We start from the raw sequence: 26798 nt of genomic DNA, 5'->3' as shown, positions 1-26798 counted from the left end.
CTCGTCCGACAGAACTAACTCGGCCTTCGGCCGTCCAGTACGTGCCACAGACCAAGTCTAAACATCTGAACAGAATTCCTGACTCAGAAGACTAGGGCCTGTTGCGAAAGTGGCGCGGTCGCCCGAAGGGCGGCCGCGCGGCAGGCGCCGCTTCGTATCAGGTTCCGGAGGACCGCTGTCCCTGGGAGCCGTGGGCTGCGAGCGGAAGACTGCGCAGCGACAGTGCGCTCGGCGCTGGCAGCGCTCCGTGGCCCGCCTCGGCGCGGAACGACTGGAGCAAGTACGCCACCAGCCGCCGGGACGCCGCACGGTCACCCGGCAGCGCGGTGACGAGACCGCAGTGGGCCAACAGAGCCACGGCAAGGTCGGAGGGGTGGAAGTCGGCCCGCAGCGCGCCCGCCGCCTGGGCCCTGCGGACCAGGGTCATGAAGTCCCGCTCGACCTGTTCCCCGAACCGCGCGTGTTCTCGCGTGCTGTCCGGATAGGCCGCGACGAACGCGGCCGGGAAGCCCCGTTCCTCCCGTTGCAGTTCGCAGACCGTCTCGACCAGCTGCTGGAAGCCCTGCCACGGATCGGGGTCGGCCAGCGCCTCGGTGAGCGCCCGAGCGCAGGTGTCCATCTGGTACGCGAACGCTGCCCGCACCAGGGCGTCCCGCGTCGGGAAACGCCGGTACAGCGTTGCCACGCCCACCCCCGCCCGCCGGGCCACGGTCGCCATGGGCGCGTCGATGCCGTGCTCGGCGAAGACCAGGCGGGCAGCCGAGAGGATGCGCCGCCGGTTGCGCCGGGCGTCCGCGCGCAGACCGTCCTGCCCCGCGATCCGAGAGGATTGCCCCACCGCTGTCTCTCACCTCCGGTCAAGTGGACGATCTCGTCCGTTTGCCAGCCTACGCTCGGCGCCACGATCCCCCACAGGGACACTGGTGGCGAAGGTGAGAGCGCAACGATGAACGACCGCACGATGAAAGCCGTACTGTTCGACCGCTTCGGCGGCCCCGAGGTGCTGTATGAGGGCCGGGTGCCACGTCCCGGACCGGCACCCGGCGAGGTCCTCGTGCGCGTGCGCGCGTTCAGCGTGAACGGCGGCGAACTGGCGGCCCGTTCCGGTCGGGCCCGCCTCGTCACCGGCCGGAAGTTCCCGCAGCGCGTCGGGCTGGACTTCACTGGCGAGATCGCCGCACTCGGCACCGGCGCGACCGGCGTAGCGGTCGGCGACCAGGTGTGGGGCGTCCTGGGCCGCGGCTCCGGCTTCGGCAGCGCCGCCGAGTACGTGACGGTACGGCCCGAGCGGCTCGGCCTGGTCCCGGACGGGCTGGACCTCGTGGCCGCTGCCGCGCTGCCGGTGGCCACCACGGCCGTCACGGCCCTCCGCGACAAGGCCGCACTGCGCCCCGGCGAACGGCTGCTTGTACGGGGCGCGGCGGGCGGCGTCGGCAACGCCGCCGTCCAGCTGGGACAGGCGTACGGTGCCGAGGTCACGGCCCTGGCCCGCGCTGCCAACCTCGACTTCGTCCGTACGCTCGGTGCCCACCACGCCGTCGACCACCGGACCGTGTCCCCTGCGGAACTGGGACTGTTCGACGTGGTCCTCGACACGGCGGGCACCGACCTGCGTACCGTACGGCGGATGCTGAAGCCGGGTGGACGCATGGTCACCATCGCCTTCGACCTGACGCGGCCCGCCGCCTCGCTGGGCTACATCGCGGCCAGCGCCGTCCACGGACGCGGCCGGGTGCGCTTCTTCAGCGGCAACCCCGAACGTGCGCTCTTCGACGACCTCGCCCGCCAGGTGACAGAGGGGAAGCTGCGGCCGGCGGTGGACACGGTATTCCCGCTGAAGGAGACAGCGGCCGCACACCGGGCGCTGGAGGCGGGCGGTGTGCGGGGCAAGTACGTGGTCAGGGTCGACTAGGGTTTGTTGGGAAGGTGCTGGTCACAGCCACTCGTTGAGGACTGCAACCAACACGGTCGCCTCGTAGCGGACGGCGAGCTTGTCGTATCTCGTGGCCACGGCCCGGTGGCGCTTGAGGCGGTTGATCCCGCACTCGACGGCATGCCGCTCGCGGTAGTCGGTTTTGTCGAACTTCGGCGGCCGACCGCCTCGGGCACCGAGCTTCTGGCGGTTGCGGATGCGGTCGGCGGGGACCGGGATGGTCGCCTTGATCCCGCGTCTGCGCAGGTAGGCCCGGTTGCGGCGGGAGTCGTACGCTTTGTCGGCCCGCACCCGGTCCGGCCGCCTGAGGGGCCGGCCCGGACCAAGGCGAGGTACCCGGATGGCTTCCAGGACCGGCTCGAATTGCGGCGAGTCACCCCGCTGGCCGGCTGTGATCACGACGCTCAGCGGCTTCTGCCCCTGCTCGACGGCAAGGTGGATCTTGGTGGTCAGGCCGCCTCGGGAACGTCCGAGACCATGGTCGGCCGGCTCAACGGCAATGCCGCCGGGCGGTTCCTTTTGCAGATCCCCTTTTTCGAGGCCCCGGCGGCGTGCTGGTGGGCCCGGCAGACGGTGGAGTCGATATTCACGTCCCAGGTGATCAGGCCCTTCGCGTCCGCCTGAGCTTGGAGCTGAGTGACGAACCTGGCCCAGGTGCCATCGCGCTGCCAGCGCCGGAACAGGTCGTAGACCCGCTCCCAGGGCCCGTAGCGTTCCGGCACATCACGCCAGGGAGCACCGGTACGGGTCCGCCACCGAATGCCGTCTATCAGCTGCCGTCGCGTCCACACCGGCGGACGGCCCGGCTTGATGCCCTGCGGCAACAACGGCTCAAGCCGGGCCCACTGTCCATTCGTCAGATCACCACGCCCCACAGGGCCTGATCATCCACGACCAAGATCCACTTTCGCGACAGACCCTAGAGGCACCCACGGCGGCTGCCGGCCCGGAGAAGCCCGGCATGAGGGGCGGCGCCCTCGTGTGGGGTCCCCCCTCCAACGACGTGCGCAAAGACCAAGGGGTGCGCCACGTCGGCCGGCCCCGCCACGCATCCGGCGAAGACTCTCGGTGCGATCCGCAATGTCCTGCCCGGCGACGAGCGTGCGGAGATCGACAAGCGGCGCGTCGCCCTCGATCTGGCCGACCTTGAGGCCGGCGTCGCCTTCCGGGACTACTGGTGGGAGTGTGCCGTGCAGGCCCAGGAGGAGTCGGAGGACGCCGTTGCCACCGCGCTGGGCGGGAACATCATGGTCGAGCCCGGCCGCAAGCCGGCGCCCGAGTACGAGGCCACGCTGCCACCCGCCCTCCGCCACCGGCCGCCCTCCATGGACGACATCCGCGCCGCACTGCGCCACGAGAACGTCCGCACGCGGTTTGACCGGGAGTTCATGGACGCGATCCCGCCCCACTATCCAGCGCTGTTACTGGGCTGGTGGGACATCGCCCGCCTGATGGCCGACCCTCGCGGTGACCGGGCCGTACGCGCGGCCATCAACGGCCACGGCACGCCGGGCGAGCACGTGCCGCACGGCACCGTGCACGGCATCGCAGGCCAGGAGCCCGGATTCCCCCTGCCCCCGGAGCGCCGCTCGCCCCCGGTCGGGCCACCCAGCCGCGGACCCGTGGGTTCCGGGCCGCAGCCGGCCGGGGCCCCGGTGGCGTTCAGTAGCGGAGCAGCCGCGTGTCGATGCGCTCCCAGGCGGCCCGTAGCTCGGAGAGCCGTGCCTGTTCGAAGGGTGCTCGGTCTGCCTGTTCGCGGGCGTCCTCGGACAGGAGGAAGAGCTGGTCCCGGCCGGACTTGCCGCGGAAGTACTTCCAGTCGCCGCGACGCAGTGCCCGCTCGCCCCGCACCCGCCAGAAGAGGTCTCGCTCGGGCACCTCGGCGCCTCGTAGCAGGTGCCCGGCAAGGCTGATGCCATCGAGCGGGTATGCGGGGTGGGGGCGCGCGCCGGCCAGGTCGAGGAGGGTCGCCGTCCAGTCGGGCGTGAACACGGGCAGGTCGCTGACCTGCCCGCCGTCGATCCGGGCAGGCCACCGCAGAATCGACGGAACGCGGATCCCGCCTTCCTGCAGGGAGCCTTTGCTTCCGGCGAGCGGCCAGTTGTAGGAGAAGCGCTCGCCGCCGTTGTCGCTGGCGAAGAAGACGAGGGTGTCCTGCTCCTGGCCGGAGCGCTTCAGCGCACTCAGGACCTGCCCGAGCGAACGGTCGAGATCTTCGACCATCTCCCTGTACTTCTCGATCGAGCCACCGTCCTGGTGCCAGAGGGCGGAGCGGTCGCCAGCTTTGATCCTGCGGACGATCTCGGCACTCGTGTCCTCGTCGCCGTCGGCGATCCAGGGCCAGTGCGGGGTGGTGAAGTTGAGGTTGAGCAGCCAGGGTCTCTCGTGGTCGCGGCTGACGTACTCGCTCGCCCGCTCGGCCAGAATCCGGGTGTAGTAGCGCAGGTCCTTGTACTCGGCGTCGCCCTCGTAGAGGTCGTACTCGCCGCTGAGGCCCAACTTGGAGTAGTACTCCAGGGCTCCGCCGAAGTTGCCGAAGAACTCGTCCCAGCCGGAGCGGGTCGGGGAGTAGTCGGGAAGGTGTCCGCAGTGCCATTTGCCGATGAGGGCGGTGGCGTAACCGGAGTCCCGCAGCAGCGAGGCGAGTGTCGGGTGGGTGGGCTCGAGACCGACGGACTTGTCAGCGATCGGCTCGGCGAGGCCTCCCTTCGTACGGCCCGGGTAGCGGCCGGTGTAGAGGCTGAAGCGGGTGGGTGAGCAGGTCGCGGAGCCGGAATAGGCATCGGTGAAACGGACGCCGCCGCGGGCGAGACGGTCCAGGTGGGGGGTACGGATGTGCGGGGAACCGTAGGAAGAGAGATCCGCCCAGCCCAGGTCGTCGCCCAGGATGAACAGGATGTTGGGCCGTCGTGAATGGCGGCGCGGGTGGGCGGCGCGGAAGAGGCGCTCTCGCTGTGGGGCCGGGGCCGCCTGGGCAGTGGTTGCGGTGGTACCAAGGGCGGCTGCGGCGGCGACACCGGCGGCGGTCCCGCCGAGGGCGCGGCGGGACAGAGGCGTGGACATACGAGTCTCCAGAGGGGCGTGCCGGGTGCGGGCATCGCTCAGAAGCCCGGCCGGACGGGGACGGCGCTTCTGGCGGGGAGGAAGAAGGAGAGCGCGGCTGCGGCCGGGGAGCGGGAAGGCCGGCCGGTCAGTGGCAGCGACAAGCAGCGCTCGCGACACGGACGAGGTCCACGTGCCGGCGCCGAACGAGGGTGACCGGGCGGTCACACGAGGGCTGCATGGGCCAGGAGTCTCGCGGGGGCGGGCAGCGGCGTCAACGGTTCCCGGACCGGTTGCCGGAGTAGTTCACATGATCGACACGCCACCACGTGTCGGCCACCACGTGTCGGCCACCGCGCGCCGGCCACCCCCCGCGGTCCCCCGTGGTCGGCGCACCCACGGGGGCAGTGGTTGTCTGGGGGGGCGGCGGCAGACAGCACCGGGTCAGCCGGTGATCGAGAAGAAAATCGAGCCGTCCTCCGCCCACCACCGGGCGCCCTCGCCCTTGCTCCATTCCGAGGCCCAGCTGTCGAGGATCTCCACGAGCTCCCCGAGGTCGTACCGGAGATCGGGGTCGACGCGGTCAAGCACCGCACGGTAGGCCTCCGCCGCGGGGCCAGCCTTGGCGAGGGGCCAGCAGCCGATCTCCGGTGAACCCTCCAGGGGGCGGGGTATGGGGAAACCGATCTCCTGGGGCGGGCCGCTGAAGACGTACTGGTAGGGCAGAAGGTTGGCCGGGACGCCCGCCGAGCTGAGTGCGTCGTCCAGGGCGGAGAAGTAAGTGACAGGACTCCGGTAGCTCGCCAAGGTCGAGCTGTCGGTCGCGTTGTGGTCGATGATGATCTGGAGGGCCGCGTAGTAGGCGCAACCGGCGTAATCGGCCCGGGAGTCGGCACGGCCGGAGACCAGTTCCTCCAAGGCGTCCGGGACCGACAGCCCCCAGTCCACCCCCTGGTAGTCGAGGTCCTCCTGACGTGCCTTCGCCCTGACGCGCATGTTGTCCAGGCGTCGTGACTCATCGGCGGTCAGGTCCATGGCGGGAACGAAGCGTACGATCTCGCCGCGGTTCGCCATGCTGTAGTTCACTACCTTGCTCATGCGTTCATGCTGCCAAAGAGCACTGACAGTCCGGTGCCCGGGACCGGCTCTCGGGGGGAGCCGCCGGGAGTCGCCGGCTCCGGGCCCGGCACGGGGCCGCTGACTGGCCTCACCCTCGGGACGGGCCACGTACGAGGGGGCGGAAATCCAACGGGGCAGGGGGCACCCCGGCACCCCGGCACCCCGGCACCCCGGCACCCCGGCACCCCGGCACCCGACGGTAATTGCGTCGCACAGGCGGTCCGTTCCGAGGTCTACGGCACCGTTGCGCCTGCGGCGCAGTCTGTCGCAGCGGCGCCCGCGTGCGGCACGTTCTTCGATGTGCGCCAAGTACGCCCGGGTGCCGGACGGATTTGCTCACCAGCGGACCGGCAGGGCCTCGGGGCCCCGGATGAGGACCTCTGTCTGCCAGGGCACCTCCTCCGCAGGAACGGCGAGTCCCAGTCCGGGCCAGCGGGTGAGCAGGGTGGTCAGCAGGATCTCGGACTCCGTCCGCGCGAGGAGCGGGCCGATGCAGAAGTGGGGTCCGTGTCCGAATGCCAGGTGCGGGGGCCCCTCGCGGTCGAGGTCGATCCGGTCGGGTACCGGGTAGACCCGCTCGTCCCGGTTGGCCGCCACGTAACTCACGTACACGAACTCGCCCGCACGGACCAGCACTCCCCCGACCCGCACGTCCTTGGTGGCGATGCGGGGCTGGCCGACACCGTGCTTGTGGGGGATCCAGCGCAGCAGTTCCTCCACGGCGCGTGGCATCAGGGCGGGCTCGGCGCGCAGCCGGCCGGCGAGGCCGGCTGAGGTGAGGAGGGCGTAGACCATGTTGGAGGTGTTGTTGCAGACGGCGTGCCAGCCGTTGAGGCCCATCAAAGTGGCCAGGGCCAGCAGTTCCTCCTCGTCGATGCGTCCCGCGTCGACAGCGGCGACCATGGTGCTCATCAGGTCCTCGCGCGGCGCGCGGCGGCGCAGGTGCGCCAGTTCGCGGAAGTATTCCCGGGCGCGCTCCTTGACGGCGCGCGCCCGCTCGGCCGCCCTCGCGTCGGAGGCCCGGGTGAGGAGGGTCTGGGCCCAGTCGCGCACCTGCGGCAGGTCGGCGGCGGGCATGCCGAGCACTTCGCCGATGACGGCCAGCGGGAAGGGCGAGGTGACCGAGGCAACCAGGTCGAGCGGCTGGCCGGCGGCCTCGGCGGCGTCCAGCAGGCCGTCGAGGATGGCCTGGATGCGGGGGCGCAGCCGGTCCATGGCGCGCTGGGTGAAGGCGGGCGCGACCACGGCCCGGACCCTCGCGTGGTCGGGTGGGTCGACGAAGCTGACGGCCCGGTCCAGCGGGATGAAGTGCTTGGTCATCTTGGGAAGGGGAAGGCCGACGATGTCGCGGCTGAAGCGCGGGTCCGAGGTCACGAAACGGACGTCCTCATACCGGGTGACCAGCCAGCAGTCGCCCTCGCCGTGCGGCAGTCGGATGCGCGAGACGGGGGCGTCGGTCAGAGCGGCGCGCAGGAAAGGATCGAAGTCGAGCGCCGGAAGGTCGTGAGCGTCGTACGTCCGCGTCCCCGGCGCGGGACACGGGGATGCCGGCCCGTCCGTCCGTGGTGTTCCGGTCACGAGTCTTTCGGTCATGCCACCACTCCGCTCGCCGTCGTACGTTTCGTCCGTGGACCGCTGCCGTGGGCCGCGGCCGTCCCTCGTGCGTCCGCTGCGGTGCTCCAGCCGGCTCGTACGCACCTGTCGGCGCGTCTTCATCCGTCGTCCGCGCCGCCCGCAGGAGCGCAGACCGTTCCTTACCCGGTCAACTCGTGGCTTTATGCCTGGAAATGGCAAAGTCGGCCGGCGGGCGGCCGGTGCACTCCGCTGCCGCATCCGCCGCCGCACGGCTGGACGCAAGCGGTGGCCGTGTTGATCTTTGTGTGTTTTGGATGTGGGACTGTCAGCAGATGTACCGACGGCGGAGCGTCCTGCCCGTCCCCGGGCACGGCATCGGCCGTGCCTACGAGGGCGTGCTGGTGGCCGCGGCCGTATGTCTGCCCCGCCCCCCGTCGCCCGAGGTGATCCCATGCCCACACTGTGCCGCCCCGCCGTAGCCGTGCCTGAGTTCGTCATCACCCAGGAGGACACCCTCGCGCTGGCGCACAGACTGCACCACGACCACCCCCAGCTGCCGCTCGCGCTGCGCCTGATCAGCAATACCGGAGTGAGCAAACGCCACTTGGTCCGCCCCATCGAGGAGACCCTCCAGCACCCGGGGTTCCGCGCCCGCAACAACATGTACGTCACCCAGGCCAAGGCCCGGATCCCCGCGGTGGTGGAAGAGGCCCTCGGCCACGCAGAGCTCACAGCGCGTGACATCGACCTCATCGTCTTCGTGTCCTGCACCGGGTTCACCATGCCTTCGCCGACCGCCTGGCTGATCAATTCGATGGGCTTCCGGCCCGAGACCCGGCAGATCCCGATCGCGCAGCTGGGCTGTGCGGCGGGCGGCGCCGCCATCAACCGCGCCCACGACTTCTGCGCCGCCTACCCCGACCGCAACGCCCTCGTGGTGAGCTGCGAGTTCTCCTCCCTCTGCTACCAGCCCACCGACCTCGGCGTCGGCAACCTGCTCTCCAACGGCCTGTTCGGCGACGCCGTCGCCGCGGCCGTGGTGCGGGGCGGCGGCACCGGTGTCGAACTCCGGCACAACGGCAGCTACCTGGTGCCCGACACGGAGGACTGGATCTCCTACGACGTCCGGGAGACCGGCTTCCACTTCATGCTCGACAAACGGGTGCCAGGCACGATGGAACAGCTCGCTCCGGTACTGATCTCGTTGGCCGATCAGCACGGCCAGTCCGCCTCGGCCATGGACTTCTACATCATCCACGCCGGCGGCCCACGCATCCTTGACGATCTGTGCACCCACCTCGAGGTCCCGCCGACGTCGTTCCGCTTCAGCCGCGCCACGCTCACCGAGTACGGCAACATCGCCAGCGCCGTCGTCCTTGACGCGCTGCGCCGCCTGTTCACCGAGGGTGGTCCAGGCACCGGCACCCACGGCATGATCGCGGGCTTCGGCCCCGGCATCACCGCCGAGGTCGCGCTAGGCACCTGGACCACGGGCGAGGCAACCGCGCGCACGCTGAACCGTCTCGAAGGGAGCCTGACCGACAGCGAGGGCCTCGACGGTCAGGAGGCCCTCGTATGACCGGCTCCCCCCTGAGCGCCCGGCTCACCGAAGGCCTGGTGGTGCCGCCCGGCGCGGGCCGTGTCCTGTCCGCCAAGGCCCAGCACGTCACGTACAAGGTGACCGGAGAGCACTCCGCCTCCGCTTCGACGTTCGAGGTGCTGGTACCACCCGGTTTCGACGTCGGCGCACACTCCCACGCCCACAGCGAGGAACTTTTCTACGTCCTGGAAGGCGAGCTGGAGGTCCTCGCGTTCGAACCGCGGGTACGCACTCCCGACAGCTGGCGCTCCTGGGAGTCGCACGCGGGACAGCGCAGGATCACGGCCACTCCCGGCACCCTCATCCAAGTGCCGCACGGCTGCCCGCACGCCTTCGCCAACACCGGCGGCGCGACCGCGAAGATGCTCTTCCAGTCCTCCCCGCCACCCGCCCACGAGCGTTACTTCGAGGAACTGCTCGACATCCTCACCTCCGGTGCGCAATCCGCCGAACGCGACGCGGCGATCGACGCACTGCGCGCCCGGTACGACATCGAACAGATCACCCCGCTGCGCTACGACCCGCCCGCCCCCCAATAAGGCCGGGGGTCCCGGGGCGCGACGGGCACCGCCTGCGCCCCTGCCGCCGGCCCGGATCGGGGCCAGTGGGCACCGCTACTACGGGGAGCGCCAGCTGCTGCGGCTGCAACAGATCCTCGTGTTGCGGGCGCTGGGTGTCGGGGTGCCGGAGATCGGTCGGATCCTGTCCGAGCAGCTCCACGAGGTGGATGCCCTGCGGGGCCCCCACCAGCGCCTCCTCGAAGAACGGGACCGGCTCGACGCGCTGGCCGGCACGGTTTCCGCCACGATCGCCGAGCTGGAGCAGTCCAGAAAGGACGGCAACCCCATGACCATCAACCGACCGGAGAACCTCTTCGAAAGCGTGGCGCCCTCCCAGTACGAGGAGAACATGCGCGACTTTCCCGAACTCGCCGAAGCGGTGGCACGACGCGCCGACGCGATGAGCCAGGCCGACGCCGAGGACGCGCACCGTGAGCGCACCGCGCAGATGATCCGGCTGGCCGAACTCATGGCCGCGGGCCTTCCGGCCGACGCCGACCTGGTCCAGGCCGAGATCGACGCCCAGTACCGGGCGCTGACCGCGCTGCGCACGGTCTCCGCCGAAGAGTACCGGGTCATCGGGTGCTCGATCGTCGACAACGAGACGTGGCGCGCCACATACGAGGCCATCGCTTCCGGCCTGGCCGCGTACCAGCGCGACGCCATCGAGGTCTACGCCACCACCCGGCTGAACTGAGACACGACGCAACCGTCATCGGGGGAAGGGCCGCGATGGCGGTTGCGTCGTGTCACGGCGGTCATGGCGATGTTCGATCCCGAGAACCGGCCGCGGCCGCCTCAACACGGTGCCGCCCATTCCCGTGAACAACGACTTCCCTCACGAAAGAACGCCTTGCAACGCGCTGAATAATCACTGTCGAAAGTCGTGAACAACGCCACTCGTAGGATTCGCGCCACTCCACTCACGTTGATACCCCGGAACCAGCTGTGGCCCAGCAGCGCGACACTGGCCGACGTGAGCGCGCCCTCCTGGTGCTTGCGCGCCGGACAGTGACCCTGGCCGGGGCGGTCGTTGCCAGCGGCGCCGCGGAGCGTGGTGCTACGCCCGGCCGGGGGCACTCGGATGACGAGGTGCCGCCCGCTGGCACCCGCCTGACGCGAGGAACCCCGTTGCGGTGGCAGCAAGGGCCTGACGGAACTGGCACGGGCGGGCACGGGCAGCCCCACAGATCGTGCGGAGATCGGCAGGGGACCGCCGTCGCCGCCGCGAGGCCTCTCGGTCTCCCTTCGGCTCGGGGTGTCGTAGCGGTCGGCACGCCTACCGGTGCAGGACTCGGAGCTCATGCTTGCTCACCGGTTGCGCGCTGGTCCCCCGGGCGGCCCAGAGACTGCTGATCGCAGGGGGGCGTGCATGGTGTCCCGACAAGAGCGCACCGCTTCTCCGTCCTGGCGGCCCGGGCCCGCCCGCTGCGAGCATGGCACAACGCACCCGTACCACGCGTGCGCGCTGGCACTGCTGCGCGCCTGCCCCCGGTCTTCAGGCGGAGGCTGCGACGACTCTCTCAAGGTCGGTCACCGCGGTCTCGATCTCTGGCAACGCCAGCATCTGCAGCCGCGCCCGGCGTGCACCATCGGCTGAATGCAGGTCGTGCTGCGCGGCCTCCCGGTCACCGCCCAGCAACTCCGTGAGGACCGGATTCTTGAAGAGGCCGCCGCCGTCACCGGCGCCCGCCCGCAACACCTATGCGCGGTGTTCAACATGACCCCGGAGACCGGTCTGCGCTCCATCCGCTTCTTCCCACCCGACCCGGCGGACAGCGACGACGGTCCCCAGTCACTTGGAGACATCGTGACCGACATCCCCAGTGGGAGCATGCCGTGCGCCCCGTGATCGTGCATCTCATCCGGCACCGCCTCGGAACCCAGGGCTGCTTATGAGCAGTTCCTTGGGCTCCACTGCACCGAGTTGCTTTGGTCCGGTGACATCCACTCAGGCGGACAACTGACAACCCACAAACACCGTCAAAGCCATCCTTGCGAAAACCATTGGTGCCCGGCTTGCCCCGCTGATGGACTGACGTCCTGCCGTGAGTCTGCCGCGTGACGGAGGTAGAGCTTGTGACAGGCTATGACGTGCTTGCCGAGGTGTACGAATGGCTCATCTCGGATGCAAAGTTGCCTCCAGCCGAGTTCGCTGCGTCGTTCGACGACGTCCTCAGTCTCCTACCGTCGAACGCTCACGTCCTCGACTGCTCGTGCGGAACCGGACAGCTGGCGGTTGGCCTCGCCGGTCGTGGGATGCAGGTTGTCGCAACTGACGCCAGCGAGGCGATGGTTCGTCGGACTGTGGGGCTGTCTGCGGAGTTCGGGGCATCCGTCCGGGCCGTACGGGCGAACTGGGAGGAGCTGCCCGACCATTTCCAGGACAACACGTTCGACATGGTGTTCTGCGTTGGCAACTCGCTTCACCATGCCGCGGGCGCGACAGGCAGATGCTGCTCTGGCGTCGATGTCACGGCTTCTGCGCCCCGGCGGGCGCTTGGTACTCACATCCCGCACTTGGGAACTCGTGAGGGCCAGAGGTTCCCGGCTGGAGATCAATGATCGACTCGTCCGCCGGAACGGTCGCGAAGCTGTCGTGGTCTACCGCTGGGATATTGCGCCGCATTGGGAGGAGGAGCACCACATCGAGATTGCGATCGCGCAAGTTGATGCGACCGGGTTGGTTCTTGTCCGCTCGGAAGTGCTGTCCTGCTGGCCCTACCGGTACGAGGAACTTGAAGTCGAGCTGCACCGGGCCGGACTCCAAACGGAACTGAGCACGTTCGATCTTGAGGCCGGGAACTACATGGTGGTCGCGAGCAAGGTATAAACACCGGACTCTCAGTCCTGGCCGGATCTTGCTGGAGGGAGGGACGACGATAAGCATGCGTCCGATCAGTACCCCTGCCTGGGTTCGCGTCCTCGATCGCTCAGTAACCGTGAACTCAGGCGTTTTTGTGGGCGACTACATCGGAGAAAGCACCCGAGTCGAAATCGCCTACGCCCGGTCGCTGGGCATGCCCGTGCGGTTCACCCACCCAGCAGACGACCCCGACGCCTGACCGTCTCGCGGTGGTTTCGGCCGCCACACCCGCCCCACGCCGTCCGCAGGCCTCCCTTGGAATTGATTATCTAGCACCGTTGACGTGTCACCGTGGCTGCGGCCGAACGCGGATACCGCACCTGACCGGTGCTTCTGCCACACCTACGGGTACGGCGACAACAAACATCTCATGATTCCCGGCCGGCCCTAGATGAGGGGCATCGTGTCGAGCAGGCGGGGGAGGTCTTCTTCGCGGATGGGCGGCCCCCATGCGCTCCAGGCCTGGCAGGAGGCGGTCAGGGCGGTTTAGCAGATGACGTACTGCAGGAGCAAGCGGCTGAGTGGTTCGGCTTCGGCGGATCTCCGCGGACACTCTGTGCCGGCCTCTCGGTCCGGGAATGGCCCGGCTCGCCATCACGGCCGCCTCATCGTTGTTCAGGATTCGGGATGTCCCGCACCCCGCGGAGGTCCCTCACGTGAGGGTGCGGGAGAGGGGAAGCCGTGTGAAGCGGATGGTGTCGTGGGAGCCACGAGGGCCCGTCTCGTAAAGAAGTCCCGCGACGGACGGCCGGCGGCTACCACGTCCTCGGCTTCTGCGGAGGAGCTCGGTTGTATCCGTGGCCGCTCTAGGTGCCGGGGATCTCGGACCGGCCGCTGCTGTGCACGGTTTTTTCTTGCGCATGTCTTTCCGGTGAGCGGTGGTGTCGGATGTGAACAGTCCGGTGGATCGAAGGTGCTGCGTGAACAGGGGGCATCTCCCGCAGCTGCCGGGTATCGCCGGGGTGCGCTGCGACCGCGCAGAGACGGGTGGCTCCAGCCCGGCGCTTCCGTTGCGCCCACCCACAACAAACCAGCCAGAGTGCGTTGTTCGGCATCGGAAGCCAGGTGCCGAACAAACGGATGGGGAACAATCACCGGGGGGACGACCGCACGGAAGGGGGCGACGGTGGCACGTAGTGAACGGCCGTTGGACAGCGGGGACAGTCCGGAGCTGACGTTCGCGGCAGCACTCCGGCAATTACGGCAGAAAGCCGGCCGCCCCACCTATCGGGTGCTGTCGCAGCGCACCCACTATTCCGTCACCACGCTGTCCAACGCCGCGGCGGGCCGTGCGTTGCCCTCGCTTCCGGTGACCCTTGCCTATGTCCGCGCCTGCGAGGGTGACGTACGTCAGTGGGAGCAGCTGTGGCACGACGCCGCTGCTCGGCTCGCCACGGACACCGTCCGGGCGGAGGACGGTCCACGTTCCGGGAACACGGTGGAGGCGGCTCCGTATCCGGGACTCGCCGCGTTCCAGCAGGAGGACGGTGAACGGTTCTTCGGGCGGGACGGGCTGGCAGATGAGCTGGTCGGCCTTGTGTCGCGGCGCCGATTCGTGGCGGTCTTCGGTGCATCCGGTTCGGGTAAGTCCTCGCTGCTGCGGGCCGGTCTGTTGCCTCGGCTGCGCCAAGTGGCGCAGTCCGCGACCGTGTTGCTCCTCACGCCCGGCCCGCACCCGCTGGAGGAGTGCGCGATCAAGCTCGCGGCGCCGGCCAGGACCACCGCCGGCCGGTTGCACACCGACCTCACCGACGACCGGGCCAACCTGCACCGGATCGTGCGTCAGATCATGGCGGAGCGGCCTCCCACCGCCGAGGTGATCCTCGTGGTGGACCAGTTCGAAGAGATCTTCACGCTGTGCCGGAGCGAGGAGGAGCGGGTCTCCTTCATCTCCTCTCTTGTCACCGCAGCGCAGGCCCCGAACAGCCGCTGCCGTGTGGTGCTCGGGGTGCGCGCCGACTTCTACGCGCATTGCACGCACTACGCGGAACTCCTCACCGCACTGGCCGACACCCAGATCACTCTCGGTCCCATGTCAGGTGAGCAACTGCGTCAGGCGATCGTCCAGCCGGCCGTCCGGGCGGGGCTGACTGTGGAGGGCTCGCTCGTGGCGGCGCTGATCGCCGAGTGCCACGGTAAGCACGGAGCACTGCCGTTGCTCTCGCACGCCCTGCTGGAGACCTGGCACCGGCGCCGCGGGAACGCCCTCACGTTTGCGGGATATCAGGCCGCGGGTGGGATGGAAGGCGCTCTTGCCCGGACCGCGGAAACCTTTTATGCCGCACTCACCCCTTCCCAGCAGCAGTTCGCCCGGCAGCTCTTCCTCCGGCTGACCAGCCTGGGTGAGGGCACCGAGGACACCAGGCGACGCATGCCACGCGATGAGCTCGACCACGGTCCCGATGTCGTCTCGGTGCTGGAACAGGCGGCGCGCGCCCGGTTGCTCACGCTCGACGGCGACTACGTGGACGTCACGCACGAGGCGTTGATCCGTTGCTGGCCGCGTCTGCACCAGTGGCTGACGGAGGACCGCGAGCGCTTGCGCCGTCACCGTCGGCTGACCGAGGCGGCGAGGCTCTGGGAGTCCCTGGACCGGGGCTCGGACGTCCTGTACAGAGGGGCGCAGCTGGCTGCGGCCGCGGAATTCACTGACGATTCGGCGCGCCACGACGCCCTGAGCGTGCGGGAGCGGGCATTCCTGGACGCCAGCCTGTCCGCCGAGGCGGCCAGAGAGCGAAGGGTGTCCCAGCGTGCCCGGCGCCTGCGGTGGCTCGTTGGCCTACTGGCCGTTGCCACACTCGTCGCCACCTGTGCGGCAGGCTACGCCCTGTACGCCCAACATCAGATCACCCAGCAGCGCAACGAGATTCTCTCCCGCACCGTTGCAATCGAGTCGCGCCAGCTGCGCGACACGCAACCTGCCTTGTACGCCCAGTTGATGATGGCCGCGTACAAGCTTTCACCCACCCCTGAGGCCCGCGACGGCCTGCTCAGTGCCGCCAGCACACCTCTCTCCGGGAGCGGCGGCCTCGTCTCCGCGGCCGCGTTCGACTCCGCGGGCCGCGCAGTGGCCACAGGCGGTGACAAGAGCGTGCAGCTGTGGGATGTACCAGACAAAGGCCATCCGGTCAGGACGGGGGCAACGAAGGCGGCCGGTCAGGTGACGTCCGTAGCCTTTGCGCCGGACGGTCGGACGCTTGCGGCGGGCGGCTTCGACCACACAGTACGGCTGTGGGACGTGTCCGATCGGCGGCACCCCACGCAAGTCGGCACGCTCGCCGGGCACACTGACGTGGTCTTCGCCGTCGCCTTCAGCCCCGACGGGCGGACGCTGGCCACCGCAAGCTACGACCACACCGTACGGCTATGGGACCTCACCACCCGCCCCCGTCCTGCATTCCGTGCCGTGCTCAAGGGGCATCGGCTGAACGTCAAAGCCGTAGCGTTCAGCCACGACGGGCGCGCTCTGGCTACCGGAGGCGACGACCGCACCGTACAGCTGTGGGACGTGACGCGGCCGCACAAACCGCTCAGACTGGCGGTCCTTACTGGCCACCGCAACTTCGTCACCTCAGTGGTCTTCAGCCCCGACGGCCGCACCCTCGTGTCCGGCAGCGACGACCGCACCGTACGGCTCTGGGACACCTCCCGCCCCCGCCGCCCAGCACCCCTTTCGGTCCTGACCGGCCACAACGAGGTCGTGATCTCGGTGGCGCTCAGCAAGGACGGACGGCTGCTGGCCTCAGGTGGCTATGACGGTGTCGGACGGCTCTGGGACGTCACCAACCCTCGACGCCCGGCGCCGGCCGGTGCGCTCGGCGCCGACGGCGCCCTCAACACCGTGGCACTGTCCCCCGACGGCAGGACCCTGCTCACGGGCGGCAACGACGGCAGCGCCCGCCTCTGGCCGACCGACCCGCAACTTGCCATCGACCGCGTTTGCGCCCGGAATCCCACCGCAATCACTCGCGCCCAGTGGGACGACTACTTCGCGGACGTGCGCTACCGCGCCCCGTGTGGGATCTGACCTTGAATCCCACAACAAGATCCTGTTTCGGCGCCCCCGTCTGACGTGACCGATGTGGTTTTTGAGTCGTTCGCGAAGCCGTGGGCTTTCGACCGTGGAGCGCGAAGGACGGTATGTGAGCGCTGATCGAGCCGCTGCGGCCGCCTCGGCCGTGGGAAGGGCCGGGGACGCGCCCGGTTGCCGACCGGCGCGATGGCCCCTACCCGCTCTTGCGATGCGTACCGCCTTGGCCGTCACCGCCCCGGCCGACGACAAGTCGGCCGCGGTGTCCCCAGGTCAGCGCTCCGCCGTCGCACGGAATTGTCCGGCACTTGTTTGTCCGGTCCGTTCGTCCCGACGCAGAACAACAAACAACCGCTAGACCTGGATGGGCAGCCCCGGACAGCCAAGGCGAGAGGAGGACTACCGATGAGGCATGACGGCTACCCTGGCTCCCCGGTGTGCGTGGCAGCGGTCGTCGTTCTGCTGCTGAGCGGGTGCACGGCGGCAGCTGACGGCTCGCCGTCAGATCCCCGTCCTGCGGGCCCGTCCCGCGAGCCCACCACAGCGGAGATGCGGATACTGGCTCGCGCGGAGCAGGTCCTGATCAGCCGGTGCATGGCCGCGCGCGGATTCCGCTACGAAGTCACTGAGGCCGTCCCGGGCTCGGCCAGCGGCACTCGGTCCTTCCCGTACGCCATCACCGACGTGGCGTGGGCCCGCACGCACGGATACGGAGGCAAGGAGGAGCGCAAGGTGGCGAAGGCGATTCAGGCCGACCCCAACCAGCGGTACCTCCGTGGACTGTCGCCTTCAGCGCGCACGGCTGCCGGTACCGCGCTGATGGGGGCAAGCGCGGAGGGGCTGTCGGTGAAGGTACCCAACGGAATGACCATCACGGCGTCCACCGAGGGCTGTATCGCGGATGCCGAACGCAACCTCTACGGCGACCTGTCGAACTGGTTCCGCGTCAAGGTCATCACGATGAACCTGCGCCCTGTCCGGGAGGAGCGCGTTCGCCAGGACCGACGCTACGCGGCGGCCGTGCGCCAATGGGCCACCTGCATGCGTGCGGCGGGCCGCCCGTACAAGAACCCCGACGAGGCCCGACAGGAGGTAGTCCGCTACCGCGAGCGGCTGCCGGTGGCCAAGGCCGACGTGGCCGAGACCGCGCTCGCCGTGGCCGAGGCGACCTGCGTGACCAGCACCCGGCTGGCAGGGGTCATTCGCGCCCTGGACCACTCCTACAGCCGGCAGATCAGAGCGCGGTACCGGCAGGAACTCGACGAGAGATGGAGGCTGGAGAACGCGGCACTGTCCAGAGCGCGACGTACGGCATCCTTCGCGCCCACCCCTCCCCCGAGATCCCCCCACACCAGCGCCACCGGCACCGGCACCGGCACCGGCACCACACGATCCGAGTAACACAGACACCTCTGGAGGAATCCATGTCCAAGATCCGCAACATGCTTCTGGCGGGTGCGCTCGCACTGCCGCTGTTGGCTGTCCCCGCCGCCCTCACTACGGCCAGCGCGGCCCCGGCCGACACCACCGGCGTGAGCGCCGACGGCAACTACTGGGTGTGGGAGGAAACCAACTTCGGCGGCACGTCCTGCGGCTGGGCGGGGAACGACAGCGACTGGCGCAGCGCATGCGCGGGCGGTCGGTTCAACATGAGTGACCGCGCCTCGGCCTGGCAGAACAGCGGCTACGGCGGCGCCTTGGGCGACGTCCGCGTCTACGAGAACATCGGTTGGACCGGCGCCTCCACCTGCGCCCCCAACGGCGGCAGGGGCAACATCCCGTGGGAGTGGAACGACCGCATCTCCTCGCACAAATGGGTAACCAACTGCGGTTGGTGACCCCCCTCTTCAGCCCGCAACGCGCCTCCCGGACACGCTACCGGGAGGCGCACGTGCATGGGATGGGGCTCGGCATGCCCAGGTCCCCAGCGCGGGCGCTGGGGACCTGGCCGGGGATACTGCTCACTGGTCGGCTGTGCCGCCACCTCCGTAGGAACGACGGGCCGCGTCGGCGGCCTTGTCGGTCTGGGCGTCGTACTTGTCCGCGGTACGCTCATCGACCGCACGCTCGGCGCTCTCGACACCCTTGTCGGCCTGATCCGGGTGGCTCTTGGCCATGTCCTTGGCCTTGTTCGCCATATCGCCCAGCTTGCCCATGAGATACCTCCTACGGTGTTGCGGTGAGTCGTACGCTGCTGCTCATACCCCGCACTTTCGGGTCAAACCGGCGCGGACTCTGATCCGTTCTCGCGCTCGCTCGGCCGTATTGCGGGGGTGAGCGGGTCGTTCACGGCCGACCAACCGGCCCGTGTGGCCGTTGGGCATGGAGACGGTCCAGTAGGCCGGATCGTAGGGCTGACAGGGCGAAGGGCGGAGCGGCTCAACCGCGTCGTTTGGCCCACAGGGGCGTGACGACGGCGATGAGTGCGGCTGCGACGCCGATTTGGAAAATGTGCCGGATCCAGTCGATGCCGCCGGTGTCGCGTACGCCGATGGCGCTGGCCAGCGCGTTGCCAACCAGGGCGCCGACGATACCGAGGATGAGGGTGAGCCACAGGGGGATGGGCTGACGGCCGGGCAGGACGAGTTTGGCCAGGAGGCCGATGATGAGTCCCGCGATGATGGCCCAGAGGAACGACATAGCAACTTCTCCTGTCTGCTACCCCGATCTTTCGGGGACGTACAGCCCGCATTCCCAAGGCGCCGTGTTGTACGCGTTGCCGCCAATCGCCGCCCCATGCAGGAACCATGACTGCGACATACCGCTGCCACTGGTTGAAGGCTGCGGAGCCGGGCCGGGCAAGGCGGATGCAGCTGCGCGCCGGGCACCCGGATGCGGTCGGTTCTACGCGCCCGCCCCGCCGGCGGAGCGGGTCAGCGCCTCTTCACTGCTGTGTGCCGTGGCGGGGCGGTGCGGGTTTCCTCTTCGCGCCTCACCGGCGTCCGGGGAACGAAACATCAGCAAGTACATGGAAAGGGGATCCGTTTCGTCACTGCGGGGGCGGTTACCCCTCTGGCATGGCACGAATACCCGAACCCTCTCAGCACCGGAACGAACCTGGCGGCCGTAGGAGCACCGGACGCGATGGAGACCGTACGGACGGCACCCACGATGTCTCGCAGGCGTCCGGCACCGTCGGGCCGGACCCGGAGGTGGAGCGCAAAGCGCCCGACGAGCCGACTGCCATGCCCAAGAGGTCGTGGTGGTCGTTGCTCAAGCGCACGGCGAAGGAGTTTACGGACGACGAGCTCGCCGACCGGGCCGCGGCCCTGACCTACTACGGGGTCCTCTCGCTCTTTCCTGCCCTGCTGGTCCTGGTGTCCCTGCTGGGTATCGCGGGCAAGTCGGCCACCCAGCAGGTGATGGACAACCTTCAAGATCTCGCCCCCGGCCCGGCCCGGGACATCATCTCCGACGCTGTGCAGCAACTGCAGGGCAACGGCGGCACCGGATCCCTCATGGCCATCGTGGGTCTCGTGCTGGCGCTGTGGTCGGCCTCCGGGTACATCGCGGCGTTCATCCGCACCTCCAACGCCGTCTACGACATGCCCGAAGGCCGTCCGGTGTGGAAGGTGCTGCCCCTGCGCCTGGTGCTGACCGTGGTCCTGATGCTCCTGGCGGTAGCCAGCGCCCTGATCGTGGTGTTCACCGGCCCCCTCGCCCAGCGAGCCGGCTCCGCTCTCGGTGTCGGCGACAGCGCGATGACGGTGTGGTCGATCGCCAAGTGGCCGGTCCTGGTCGTGCTGGTCACGTTCATGATCGCGATTCTGTACTGGGCCGCCCCCAACGCCCGGGGCCGCGGTTTCAGGTGGGTGACCCCGGGCAGCTTCTTCGCGCTGCTGCTGTGGATGGTCGCCTCGGCCGGCTTCGCCCTGTACGTGGCCAACTTCGCCTCGTACAACAAGACTTACGGCACCCTAGCCGGAGTGATCGTCTTCCTGGTGTGGCTGTGGATCACCAACCTCGCCGTCCTGCTGGGGCTGGAGTTCGACGCAGAGATGGCACGTCAGCGCGCCATCGACGGCGGTCACCCCGAAACCGAGGAGCCCTACGTCGAACCGCGCGACACCGCCAAGTGGACCGAGGAAGACCGCCGTCGCCTCGGCTGAATCCTCCTGCCCCCCTCTGCCCTCACTTCGCGACACGCTACGCGTGCTGCCCACCGGGCCCAGCGGCAAGGACCGATCATTTGTGCATGTCAGACGTAGTGGAGGGAACCAGCCCGCACATGAGTTGGTTGGCTGATTTCAAAGAAGGCGACCGTCGGCTCACCCGCCGCATGGCCCACTGGACCTCGCCCTGGGTGCGGCAAGTGCTGCCGGTGGTGGAGTCGGCGGCCGAGGGCACCAAACTGTGGTGGGCCGCGGCGGCGGTCATGACGGTCGCCGGTGGTCACCGGGAACGGAAAGCCGCAGCCGTCGCTCTGGCCAGCATGGGCGTGTCCGAGCTGGTGTCCAACGCGGTGTGTAAACGGCTCTGTGAGCGGCCCCGGCCCCCCAAGGAGCTGATTCCCCATGACGATGTCCACGACCGGCCGGACAGCTCTTCGTTTCCTTCCGGGCACACCGCCGCCGCTGTCGGTTTCGCCGCCGCCGTCGCCGGCACCAGCCCGGGATGGGGTGCGGCCTGCGCCGTACCAGCCGTGGCGGTTGCCGTGGAAAGGGTGCACTCCGGGGCGCACTACCCCAGCGACGTAGCCGTCGGCGCAGTGATCGGCTTGGCCAGTGCCTGGATGATCCACCGGGCCCCGCGGCTCTGGCTGCGCCGCCTGCTGTGAAGCGCCATCCTGGGAAGGAATGGCCCGATGACCGTCAGGGGTACGCGCTGCGGTGACCCGCCCACGACAATCCGGAGGTCTGAAATGGCGGCACGCTATGAGGTCCGGCACCAGCCCGGCAAGGGCTACCACTTCGTGCTGATCGCGACGAACGGACAGGTCATCGCCACCAGCGAACACTACGAAAGCCACCGCGCCTGCCTGACCGGCATCGACTCGGTCAAACGCAACGCGGATGCCCCCGTCCACGACGTCACCGGAGGCGACGGCAAGCGAAGTTGACCACGAACGAAAAGGCAAGACCCTCTCGTGCGGGGGCCGGTACGTCCAGGAAGGGCGGGTGAATGACCATGAGCACCGTTGAGCACCCCACCGGGTCAAGCGGTAAGGACGATTCGATGGGGGCGCTGGTGACGCAGGCGTCGCAGCAGTTGTCGCAACTGGTGCGAGAGGAGATGCGCCTGGCACAGGCGGAGATGACCGAAAAGGGAAAGCGGTTCGGTATCGGCGGTGGCCTGTTCGGCGGCGCGGGCATGGTGGCGTTCCTCGCCCTCCAGGCCCTGGTGGCCACGGGAATCGCGGCGCTGTCCCTGGTGCTCCCGGTGTGGGCGTCGGCGCTGATCGTCTTCGGCGTGCTCCTGGTGATCGCCGGGGTCCTTGCACTGGTAGGCAAGAAGCAGATCGCCCAGGCCGGCCCGCCTGTCCCTGAGCGGGCGATCGACAGTGTCAAGGCCGACGTGGACGAGATCAAGGAGAAAACGCACCGATGAGCAACCATTCGCAGTCCCACGAGGAAACCCCTACCCCTGAAGAACTGCGCCAGAAAGTCGAGGGCACGCGCGAGAAGCTCGGGCAGACGGTGGAAGCCCTGGCCGGCAAAGCGGACGTGAAGGCCCAGGTGCAGGACAAAACGGCTGGGGCAAGGACGCACGCCCAGCAGAAGGCAGCCGAGGTCAAGGGCAAGGCGTCGCAGGCTGTGCGAGTGACACAGGACAAGCTTCCCGACCCGGTCGCCGAGAAGACGGCCCAGGCCAGGGAACGGATCGCCCAAGCTGCCGCCAGGGTGGCGAGCAAATTCCAGGAAAAGACCCCGCCAACGCTCAGTGAGAAGGTCGGCCGGGCCACACAGGCAGCGCGCCAGCGGCGCGGACCTCTGATGGCAGCGGCCGCTCTTGCGGTGCTGGTACTGGTCAAGAAGCGCCGTAACAAGGGGCACCGGTGAAAGCGTCCAAGATCGCCTACAAGCCCGTGGGCCTGGCCCTCGGGGCTGGCAGCGGCATGATTGCCGGAGCAGCGTTCAAACAGGCATGGAAGATGCTCGGTCACGACGATGACGCCCCCGACGCGACCGATCAGGACCGCACCTGGCAGGAAATCCTGCTCGCAGCGGCCCTCCAGGGAGCGATCTTCGCCGCCGTCAAAGCCGCCGTCGACCGGGCCGGCGCCGCCACCGTGCACCGCCTCACCGGCACCTGGCCCGGCTGAACACAGGAACGGTGCCCGCCCTGCTGACGAGGGCCGGTTCACTGGCGGGCGTGGCGGTTGTGCGCGGGCGACTGCGGGTCGGCAGCCCAGTCGCCGGTCCTGGCCGACGAAGTCGAAGAAGGTCACCGCGCCCAGGTCGATCCGTACCTCCTGCGGAGCGCCCGCCAGGCACTCCTTGAGCGCGGCCTACAGCTACGGGGCGAGTTCGTGGACGCCTACCGGGAGCGGCTGGTGCAGTTGTACGCGGAGTACGGGCCGCGGTCCGCGACGGCCAAGTAGGGGCGGCGCGAGCTGCACGCGCATCCGGTGTCGCTGATCGTCCTGGAGCAGCTGGTCGAGGTCCGCTCCCGGTACACGCTGAGCGCACGGTGGAACGGGGAACTCCCTGACCGGTGGCTGAGCGACATCAGCGCCACCTGGGGCGTCGGCGAAATGCTGTGAGCCGGCCTCGGCGGGGCAGGCGGACCGGGTGGGGCTTGAAAGGTGACCTGTCGGCTCGGTGCGGGTCACGGGCAGCCTGGCGGCAGGCGGCGGCCGCGAGGTCCGGCGCGGGTACGGAGCACAGGCGGAAGTCGGGGCGTTGCCGGGGGGCGGTGTCTCCATGACGCTCTGAGGGGAATTGCCAGACGCGTCACGGGATGAGCGGCCGGCTCGGTGTCGCCGAATCAGGCGCCGAGCAGAGAGGCATGGATGCGGGCGATGGCCCGCAGCACCTCGTCGCGGTTCTTGGCCTGCTGCATCCATGCGGGCAGGCGGGCCACCACGGTCATCTTCCGGCCGTGGTCGTGACGGGGAATCCCTTCACGCAGCGTCGCCTGCACGAATCGCCTGATCAGGTCCAGGTGTTCCAGGTTGTAGGCCCATACCCGCCCATGCCGGGTCTCGGTCTGCAGCCACAGACGGACGCCGAAGTACGGGTCCGTGGCCGGCGCGTGCCGGTCCCGGTGCAGGGCCACACCTCCACGGCTCCATTCCTTCGCCACCCCGCAGTTCCGGCAGACGAGGCGCCTTGGTGCAAAGAGGTCACGACCGTGCACCCCGGCCGGCTCCGGTCCTGCCACGACGTGAGCGATCTTCTCGCAACCGGGACAGCACACGAGGACCGACGCGAGGAAGTCGTAACTCGTGCTGCGTGGATCCCGGAACCGATGATGTGTGGAGATCGAGCTCACCGCAAGACCTCAGGTTGCTGCGTGCGGAAGGACGAGGACGGCCTTCACACGGTTGGTGATGCGGCTGGTGCTGGGGAGAACATTCCGAGGGAGCCGCCAGTTCCTCAGGGTGGACATGGCCTGTTCGCCGAGGCAGCGGATCTTGGCATGGTGCTGTTGTGGCGGCGCCTCCAACGGGCCGCACCAACGATCGTCAATGCGCCGTTCGACGAGGTATGGCCGGGCAAGCCGCGACGCCCCAGCGCGGACGGTGAACAGAGCAGCGGGCAGGTCGCACGGAATCAGTCGCCCTGAACTGATCCGCAACGCGATCTCCGCCACCCCAGGCAGCGCTACAACGGGACAGAGCACCCCTGACAGATACCCGCCCTGGAGGATGGACTTATGGGGCGGCCAGCCGTGCGAAGAGGCCGTTGATCGTCTCCTGGTCGGTCAGGACCGGAAGCGTGTCGAAGTACAACTCCCACGCGCCGTCGGGCCCGAAGCGCTCCACGATCCCGAACGGAACGGCGACGCTCTTCTCCCCGGCGTAGGCGGACTGTTTCCTGGTGACCCTGCCGTACCACTCGACGTAGGCGGTGGTCCTGCCGAACGCGACCTGACCGGCCTTGAGTTCGAGGTCGGCCCTGTCGAAGAGGCGTTGGAGGTAGGCCCGCTTGCCGGCCTGGGTCGCAAGGGACTCGGCCAGCCCGGGCCCGGCCAGCCGCGCGCCGCTCATCCGGTGCAGCAGTGCATCGGTGTTCCCCGTGTTCCACGCGGTCAGGCGGTCCGGGAGTTCGGCCGCCGCCACGCTCGCGCGGCCCCGGCCGGGGGCGGGGAGCCTGCCGCTGTCCACGATGCCGTCGAACAGGGCTCTGGGGGCGTCGGACAGGGTGTCGCGTACCAGTACGTGACGGTCGTAGTAGCGACGGGCCTGGATGGTCTTGCCGTCGTCGCCCAGGACGTTGCGTGCGATCTGTGGGTAGGCGACCTTGTGGCCCTTGAGGGTGGCGGTGTTCCACTGGCCGAACATCACCACGCCGCCGTCGGCTACGACGTCGGTGCCGGTGTAGTGCAGGTCGGGGACCATGTTGAGGGAGCCGCCGATGGCGGCGCCGATCACGCGGTGATCGCTCCTGGGAGGGCCGCCCGCTTCCCAGAGGGTTGCGGCCGGGTCGAAGATGTCGAGGTAGGCCGCGACCCGGGGATGCTGCAGCGCCTTGTCCCCGGGCAGCGGTAGTTCGCCGGTCGGCATCGCGCCGAAGGCGAGTTGCCGCTGCAGAAAGGCGCAGACGTTGGGCGTGATGCGTCCTTCGAGCCGCTCAATGCCGGCCCGCGCCTGCGGGCAGTCCGTCCCCGAAGGCCCCGCCGCCGCCGTCGCGCCGGGCCAGGCCGCCGCCGAGACGGCCACCGCCACACCGGCAACCACCCACGAGATCCCCCGCGCCCTGCGCCTGTACGTGAACATCCACCCACCCCGATCGGTCTCATCCTCGACGGCCCCGTGCCGCCCCGGATGCCCCACCCTGACCTGACACCCCGACCGAGATCGATTACCTCGGGGGTAATGGCCACGCGGTGCGCCCGGTGGCTACGTTCACCGCGTCGTCCCACACGGGGACACGGGCCGACCGGAGGAGAACCCCCTATGCCCGCTTACGGCTTCGCGCATCTGCGCGAGCGGCGCCATCACCCCGACATCCTGGAGTACCTCGAACTCATCCAGGCCACCCTTGACCCCTTCTGCGGCCGATTCATCGTTCACGGTCCGCCCGCCGAGGTGGTGGAAGGGACCTGGCCCGGCAGCATGGTCCTGATCGAGTTCCCCGACCTGGCCGTCGCGCGCTCCTGGTACCGGTCCCCCGCATACCAGCAGATCCAGCACCTGCGGGCCGACCACATCGACGGGGACCTGCTGCTGATCGAAGGCGTCGGACCGGCGTATGACCCACGCCGAAGAGCGGCGGCCCTCCGGGCAGGAGAAGCACGGTCCTTCGACGACAGCGACCTCGGCCCCTCGTGAGCTGGCAGCCCAGCACGAGGGTGCCGGGGTGACAGTCCGGCCAAGGGTCACCGCACGCGGTGAGCGCTTCGTTGATGGCTTCGACGACGTCCCCGAGCGGAATGGGTGCCGGCCACCCTCGTGCTCAGAGCCGCGCGCTCCATCATCGGATGACCGGAACTTCTCGCCCCCCTCCCCCGGCCCGGCACGGCGGCCGCGTTACTCGTCCCGGCGGGCCTTCCGGTGACGGGCGGCACCTCCACCGGTACCGTCGGCCTGACCGCCATGGGCCAGGTCCGGGTGACCAGCGACAGCTGACGCATCGACCTCTCCGGGATCACCGGGGCCGTCGACGTCGAGACCGCCGCCGGACGGACATCGCCCTGACCACGGTCGCCGCGCAGGACGTACGAGCCGAGTCGGACAACGGGGAGATCGACGTCACCGCACCGTCCGCGCGGTACACCGTGGTGGCCACGAGCAGCAACGGGGAGAAGCGGACCGGCGTCCCCGACGACCCGGACGACCCGGAGGGTCAGTATCGGCTGCACCTGACGACCCGGAACGGGGAGATCACGCTCGACCTCGCTTAAAGAGTCGCACTCCTGCCTTCGCCTGGGTTGCACGCAACCAACGGGAAACACAGAGGGCCCCGCAC

General features: G+C 69.2%; 27 protein-coding genes and 3 pseudogenes. 19 read left to right on the top strand and 11 right to left on the bottom strand.

What is annotated here, in order from left to right:
• Positions 1-157: 157 nt before the first annotated feature.
• Positions 158-838 carry a TetR/AcrR family transcriptional regulator gene (locus tag ACFWVV_RS35870; RefSeq protein ID WP_384358012.1) on the bottom strand — a complete coding sequence of 227 codons (681 nt, stop codon included), beginning with the start codon at positions 836-838 and terminating at the stop codon, positions 158-160.
• 108 nt (positions 839-946) lie between these two features.
• Between ACFWVV_RS35870 and ACFWVV_RS35865 the strand changes: the two genes are divergently transcribed.
• Positions 947-1912, top strand: coding sequence for an NAD(P)-dependent alcohol dehydrogenase (locus ACFWVV_RS35865; RefSeq protein WP_384358014.1), 966 nt, complete (start codon positions 947-949; stop codon positions 1910-1912).
• 21 nt (positions 1913-1933) lie between these two features.
• Here ACFWVV_RS35865 and ACFWVV_RS35860 read toward each other — a convergent pair.
• The 5 genes from ACFWVV_RS35860 to ACFWVV_RS35840 all read right to left on the bottom strand — a co-directional run bounded on the left by ACFWVV_RS35860 (position 1934) and on the right by ACFWVV_RS35840 (position 7687).
• A protein-coding gene (locus ACFWVV_RS35860; protein WP_384358016.1) for an IS5 family transposase occupies positions 1934-2808 on the bottom strand; the annotation gives its coding sequence in 2 pieces (ribosomal slippage) (positions 1934-2442 and positions 2442-2808; 876 coding nt in all).
• Between the two features lie 787 nt (positions 2809-3595).
• Complete coding sequence (locus tag ACFWVV_RS35855; RefSeq protein ID WP_384358018.1) at positions 3596-4996, bottom strand: sulfatase; 1401 nt, start codon at positions 4994-4996, stop codon at positions 3596-3598.
• 127 nt (positions 4997-5123) lie between these two features.
• Positions 5124-5216, bottom strand: a complete 93-nt coding sequence (locus ACFWVV_RS35850; RefSeq protein ID WP_384358020.1) for a putative leader peptide — start codon at positions 5214-5216, stop codon at positions 5124-5126.
• A 203-nt stretch (positions 5217-5419) separates the two neighbouring features.
• Positions 5420-6073 carry a hypothetical protein gene (locus ACFWVV_RS35845; RefSeq protein ID WP_384358022.1) on the bottom strand — a complete coding sequence of 218 codons (654 nt, stop codon included), beginning with the start codon at positions 6071-6073 and terminating at the stop codon, positions 5420-5422.
• A gap of 357 nt (positions 6074-6430) precedes the next feature.
• Positions 6431-7687 (bottom strand): cytochrome P450, encoded by a 1257-nt coding sequence (locus tag ACFWVV_RS35840; RefSeq protein WP_384358024.1) that lies wholly within the window; start codon positions 7685-7687, stop codon positions 6431-6433.
• Between the two features lie 433 nt (positions 7688-8120).
• Between ACFWVV_RS35840 and ACFWVV_RS35835 the strand changes: the two genes are divergently transcribed.
• From ACFWVV_RS35835 to ACFWVV_RS35800, 8 genes and pseudogenes are all read left to right on the top strand, one after another.
• Positions 8121-9248 (top strand): type III polyketide synthase, encoded by a 1128-nt coding sequence (locus ACFWVV_RS35835; RefSeq protein WP_384358026.1) that lies wholly within the window; start codon positions 8121-8123, stop codon positions 9246-9248.
• Entirely contained in the window at positions 9245-9808 is a 564-nt protein-coding gene (locus tag ACFWVV_RS35830) for a cupin domain-containing protein (RefSeq protein WP_384358028.1), read from the top strand. Before ACFWVV_RS35835 ends, ACFWVV_RS35830 begins: the two co-directional genes overlap by 4 nt.
• A gap of 40 nt (positions 9809-9848) precedes the next feature.
• Positions 9849-10526 (top strand): annotated as a pseudogene (locus ACFWVV_RS35825) (TipAS antibiotic-recognition domain-containing protein); the annotation flags it as partial.
• Positions 10527-11429: 903 nt separating this feature from the next.
• Positions 11430-11681, top strand: a complete 252-nt coding sequence (locus tag ACFWVV_RS35820) for a hypothetical protein (protein ID WP_384358030.1) — start codon at positions 11430-11432, stop codon at positions 11679-11681.
• A gap of 227 nt (positions 11682-11908) precedes the next feature.
• Positions 11909-12662: pseudogene (locus ACFWVV_RS35815) on the top strand (class I SAM-dependent methyltransferase).
• A 1159-nt stretch (positions 12663-13821) separates the two neighbouring features.
• Positions 13822-16722 (top strand): XRE family transcriptional regulator, encoded by a 2901-nt coding sequence (locus ACFWVV_RS35810; RefSeq protein ID WP_384358032.1) that lies wholly within the window; start codon positions 13822-13824, stop codon positions 16720-16722.
• Positions 16723-17274: 552 nt separating this feature from the next.
• On the top strand, positions 17275-18126 hold the full coding sequence (locus tag ACFWVV_RS35805) for a hypothetical protein (protein WP_384358034.1): 852 nt from the start codon (positions 17275-17277) through the stop codon (positions 18124-18126).
• A gap of 23 nt (positions 18127-18149) precedes the next feature.
• Positions 18150-18563 (top strand): hypothetical protein, encoded by a 414-nt coding sequence (locus tag ACFWVV_RS35800; RefSeq protein ID WP_384358036.1) that lies wholly within the window; start codon positions 18150-18152, stop codon positions 18561-18563.
• 123 nt (positions 18564-18686) lie between these two features.
• Here ACFWVV_RS35800 and ACFWVV_RS35795 read toward each other — a convergent pair whose 3' ends face one another.
• Together ACFWVV_RS35795 and ACFWVV_RS35790 are read right to left on the bottom strand one after the other, a co-directional pair.
• The gene (locus ACFWVV_RS35795; RefSeq protein WP_384358038.1) at positions 18687-18881 is read right to left on the bottom strand and encodes an antitoxin; all 195 of its coding nucleotides are present in this window, start codon (positions 18879-18881) and stop codon (positions 18687-18689) included.
• A 223-nt stretch (positions 18882-19104) separates the two neighbouring features.
• A complete protein-coding gene (locus ACFWVV_RS35790; RefSeq protein WP_384358040.1) occupies positions 19105-19365 on the bottom strand; it encodes a GlsB/YeaQ/YmgE family stress response membrane protein in 261 nt (86 codons plus the stop codon).
• A gap of 377 nt (positions 19366-19742) precedes the next feature.
• Between ACFWVV_RS35790 and ACFWVV_RS35785 the strand changes: the two genes are divergently transcribed.
• From ACFWVV_RS35785 to ACFWVV_RS35750, 8 genes are all read left to right on the top strand, one after another.
• Complete coding sequence (locus tag ACFWVV_RS35785; RefSeq protein WP_384358042.1) at positions 19743-20834, top strand: YihY/virulence factor BrkB family protein; 1092 nt, start codon at positions 19743-19745, stop codon at positions 20832-20834.
• Between the two features lie 86 nt (positions 20835-20920).
• Complete coding sequence (locus ACFWVV_RS35780) at positions 20921-21502, top strand: phosphatase PAP2 family protein (RefSeq protein ID WP_384422902.1); 582 nt, start codon at positions 20921-20923, stop codon at positions 21500-21502.
• Between the two features lie 84 nt (positions 21503-21586).
• Complete coding sequence (locus ACFWVV_RS35775; RefSeq protein ID WP_384358046.1) at positions 21587-21784, top strand: YegP family protein; 198 nt, start codon at positions 21587-21589, stop codon at positions 21782-21784.
• Between the two features lie 68 nt (positions 21785-21852).
• A complete protein-coding gene (locus ACFWVV_RS35770) occupies positions 21853-22272 on the top strand; it encodes a phage holin family protein (RefSeq protein ID WP_384358064.1) in 420 nt (139 codons plus the stop codon).
• Positions 22269-22724 (top strand): DUF3618 domain-containing protein, encoded by a 456-nt coding sequence (locus tag ACFWVV_RS35765; RefSeq protein WP_384358048.1) that lies wholly within the window; start codon positions 22269-22271, stop codon positions 22722-22724. The genes ACFWVV_RS35770 and ACFWVV_RS35765 overlap by 4 nt, the downstream gene beginning before the upstream one ends.
• Positions 22721-22987, top strand: coding sequence for a DUF4235 domain-containing protein (locus ACFWVV_RS35760; RefSeq protein ID WP_384358050.1), 267 nt, complete (start codon positions 22721-22723; stop codon positions 22985-22987). The genes ACFWVV_RS35765 and ACFWVV_RS35760 overlap by 4 nt, the downstream gene beginning before the upstream one ends.
• Before the next feature lie 57 nt (positions 22988-23044).
• Entirely contained in the window at positions 23045-23266 is a 222-nt protein-coding gene (locus tag ACFWVV_RS35755) for a hypothetical protein (protein WP_384358052.1), read from the top strand.
• A gap of 27 nt (positions 23267-23293) precedes the next feature.
• Positions 23294-23428, top strand: a complete 135-nt coding sequence (locus ACFWVV_RS35750; protein WP_384358054.1) for a hypothetical protein — start codon at positions 23294-23296, stop codon at positions 23426-23428.
• A 224-nt stretch (positions 23429-23652) separates the two neighbouring features.
• On the opposite strand, the gene ACFWVV_RS35745 is transcribed toward ACFWVV_RS35750, so the two are convergent.
• The 3 genes and pseudogenes from ACFWVV_RS35745 to ACFWVV_RS35735 all read right to left on the bottom strand — a co-directional run bounded on the left by ACFWVV_RS35745 (position 23653) and on the right by ACFWVV_RS35735 (position 25606).
• Positions 23653-24159 (bottom strand): hypothetical protein, encoded by a 507-nt coding sequence (locus tag ACFWVV_RS35745; protein WP_384358056.1) that lies wholly within the window; start codon positions 24157-24159, stop codon positions 23653-23655.
• A gap of 9 nt (positions 24160-24168) precedes the next feature.
• A pseudogene (locus ACFWVV_RS35740) lies at positions 24169-24326 on the bottom strand (IS5/IS1182 family transposase); the annotation flags it as partial.
• Positions 24327-24541: 215 nt separating this feature from the next.
• A complete protein-coding gene (locus ACFWVV_RS35735; protein WP_384358058.1) occupies positions 24542-25606 on the bottom strand; it encodes a hypothetical protein in 1065 nt (354 codons plus the stop codon).
• A gap of 180 nt (positions 25607-25786) precedes the next feature.
• Between ACFWVV_RS35735 and ACFWVV_RS35730 the strand changes: the two genes are divergently transcribed.
• On the top strand, positions 25787-26161 hold the full coding sequence (locus ACFWVV_RS35730; protein WP_384358060.1) for a DUF1330 domain-containing protein: 375 nt from the start codon (positions 25787-25789) through the stop codon (positions 26159-26161).
• Positions 26162-26610: 449 nt separating this feature from the next.
• Positions 26611-26733, top strand: a complete 123-nt coding sequence (locus ACFWVV_RS35725) for a hypothetical protein (protein ID WP_384358062.1) — start codon at positions 26611-26613, stop codon at positions 26731-26733.
• The last annotated feature ends 65 nt before the right edge of the window (positions 26734-26798 follow it).

This window comes from Streptomyces sp. NPDC058663 (assembly GCF_042716745.1).
Lineage (GTDB): Bacteria > Actinomycetota > Actinomycetes > Streptomycetales > Streptomycetaceae > Streptomyces.
This window is presented reverse-complemented; position numbering and strand designations above follow the sequence as displayed.

What these genes read in the sequence shown, in the direction of transcription:
- ACFWVV_RS35865 (WP_384358014.1), top strand. Translation starts at nt 947, where the DNA reads ATGAACGACCGCACGATGAAAGCCGTACTGTTCGACCGCTTCGGCGGC.
- ACFWVV_RS35855 (WP_384358018.1), bottom strand. Translation starts at nt 4,996, where the DNA reads ATGTCCACGCCTCTGTCCCGCCGCGCCCTCGGCGGGACCGCCGCCGGT.
- ACFWVV_RS35850 (WP_384358020.1), bottom strand. Translation starts at nt 5,216, where the DNA reads ATGCAGCCCTCGTGTGACCGCCCGGTCACCCTCGTTCGGCGCCGGCAC.
- ACFWVV_RS35845 (WP_384358022.1), bottom strand. Translation starts at nt 6,073, where the DNA reads ATGAGCAAGGTAGTGAACTACAGCATGGCGAACCGCGGCGAGATCGTA.
- ACFWVV_RS35840 (WP_384358024.1), bottom strand. Translation starts at nt 7,687, where the DNA reads ATGACCGAAAGACTCGTGACCGGAACACCACGGACGGACGGGCCGGCA.
- ACFWVV_RS35835 (WP_384358026.1), top strand. Translation starts at nt 8,121, where the DNA reads ATGCCCACACTGTGCCGCCCCGCCGTAGCCGTGCCTGAGTTCGTCATC.
- ACFWVV_RS35830 (WP_384358028.1), top strand. Translation starts at nt 9,245, where the DNA reads ATGACCGGCTCCCCCCTGAGCGCCCGGCTCACCGAAGGCCTGGTGGTG.
- ACFWVV_RS35820 (WP_384358030.1), top strand. Translation starts at nt 11,430, where the DNA reads ATGCAGGTCGTGCTGCGCGGCCTCCCGGTCACCGCCCAGCAACTCCGT.
- ACFWVV_RS35805 (WP_384358034.1), top strand. Translation starts at nt 17,275, where the DNA reads ATGCGGATACTGGCTCGCGCGGAGCAGGTCCTGATCAGCCGGTGCATG.
- ACFWVV_RS35800 (WP_384358036.1), top strand. Translation starts at nt 18,150, where the DNA reads ATGTCCAAGATCCGCAACATGCTTCTGGCGGGTGCGCTCGCACTGCCG.
- ACFWVV_RS35795 (WP_384358038.1), bottom strand. Translation starts at nt 18,881, where the DNA reads ATGGGCAAGCTGGGCGATATGGCGAACAAGGCCAAGGACATGGCCAAG.
- ACFWVV_RS35790 (WP_384358040.1), bottom strand. Translation starts at nt 19,365, where the DNA reads ATGTCGTTCCTCTGGGCCATCATCGCGGGACTCATCATCGGCCTCCTG.
- ACFWVV_RS35785 (WP_384358042.1), top strand. Translation starts at nt 19,743, where the DNA reads ATGGCACGAATACCCGAACCCTCTCAGCACCGGAACGAACCTGGCGGC.
- ACFWVV_RS35780 (WP_384422902.1), top strand. Translation starts at nt 20,921, where the DNA reads ATGTCAGACGTAGTGGAGGGAACCAGCCCGCACATGAGTTGGTTGGCT.
- ACFWVV_RS35775 (WP_384358046.1), top strand. Translation starts at nt 21,587, where the DNA reads ATGGCGGCACGCTATGAGGTCCGGCACCAGCCCGGCAAGGGCTACCAC.
- ACFWVV_RS35770 (WP_384358064.1), top strand. Translation starts at nt 21,853, where the DNA reads ATGAGCACCGTTGAGCACCCCACCGGGTCAAGCGGTAAGGACGATTCG.
- ACFWVV_RS35765 (WP_384358048.1), top strand. Translation starts at nt 22,269, where the DNA reads ATGAGCAACCATTCGCAGTCCCACGAGGAAACCCCTACCCCTGAAGAA.
- ACFWVV_RS35735 (WP_384358058.1), bottom strand. Translation starts at nt 25,606, where the DNA reads ATGTTCACGTACAGGCGCAGGGCGCGGGGGATCTCGTGGGTGGTTGCC.
- ACFWVV_RS35730 (WP_384358060.1), top strand. Translation starts at nt 25,787, where the DNA reads ATGCCCGCTTACGGCTTCGCGCATCTGCGCGAGCGGCGCCATCACCCC.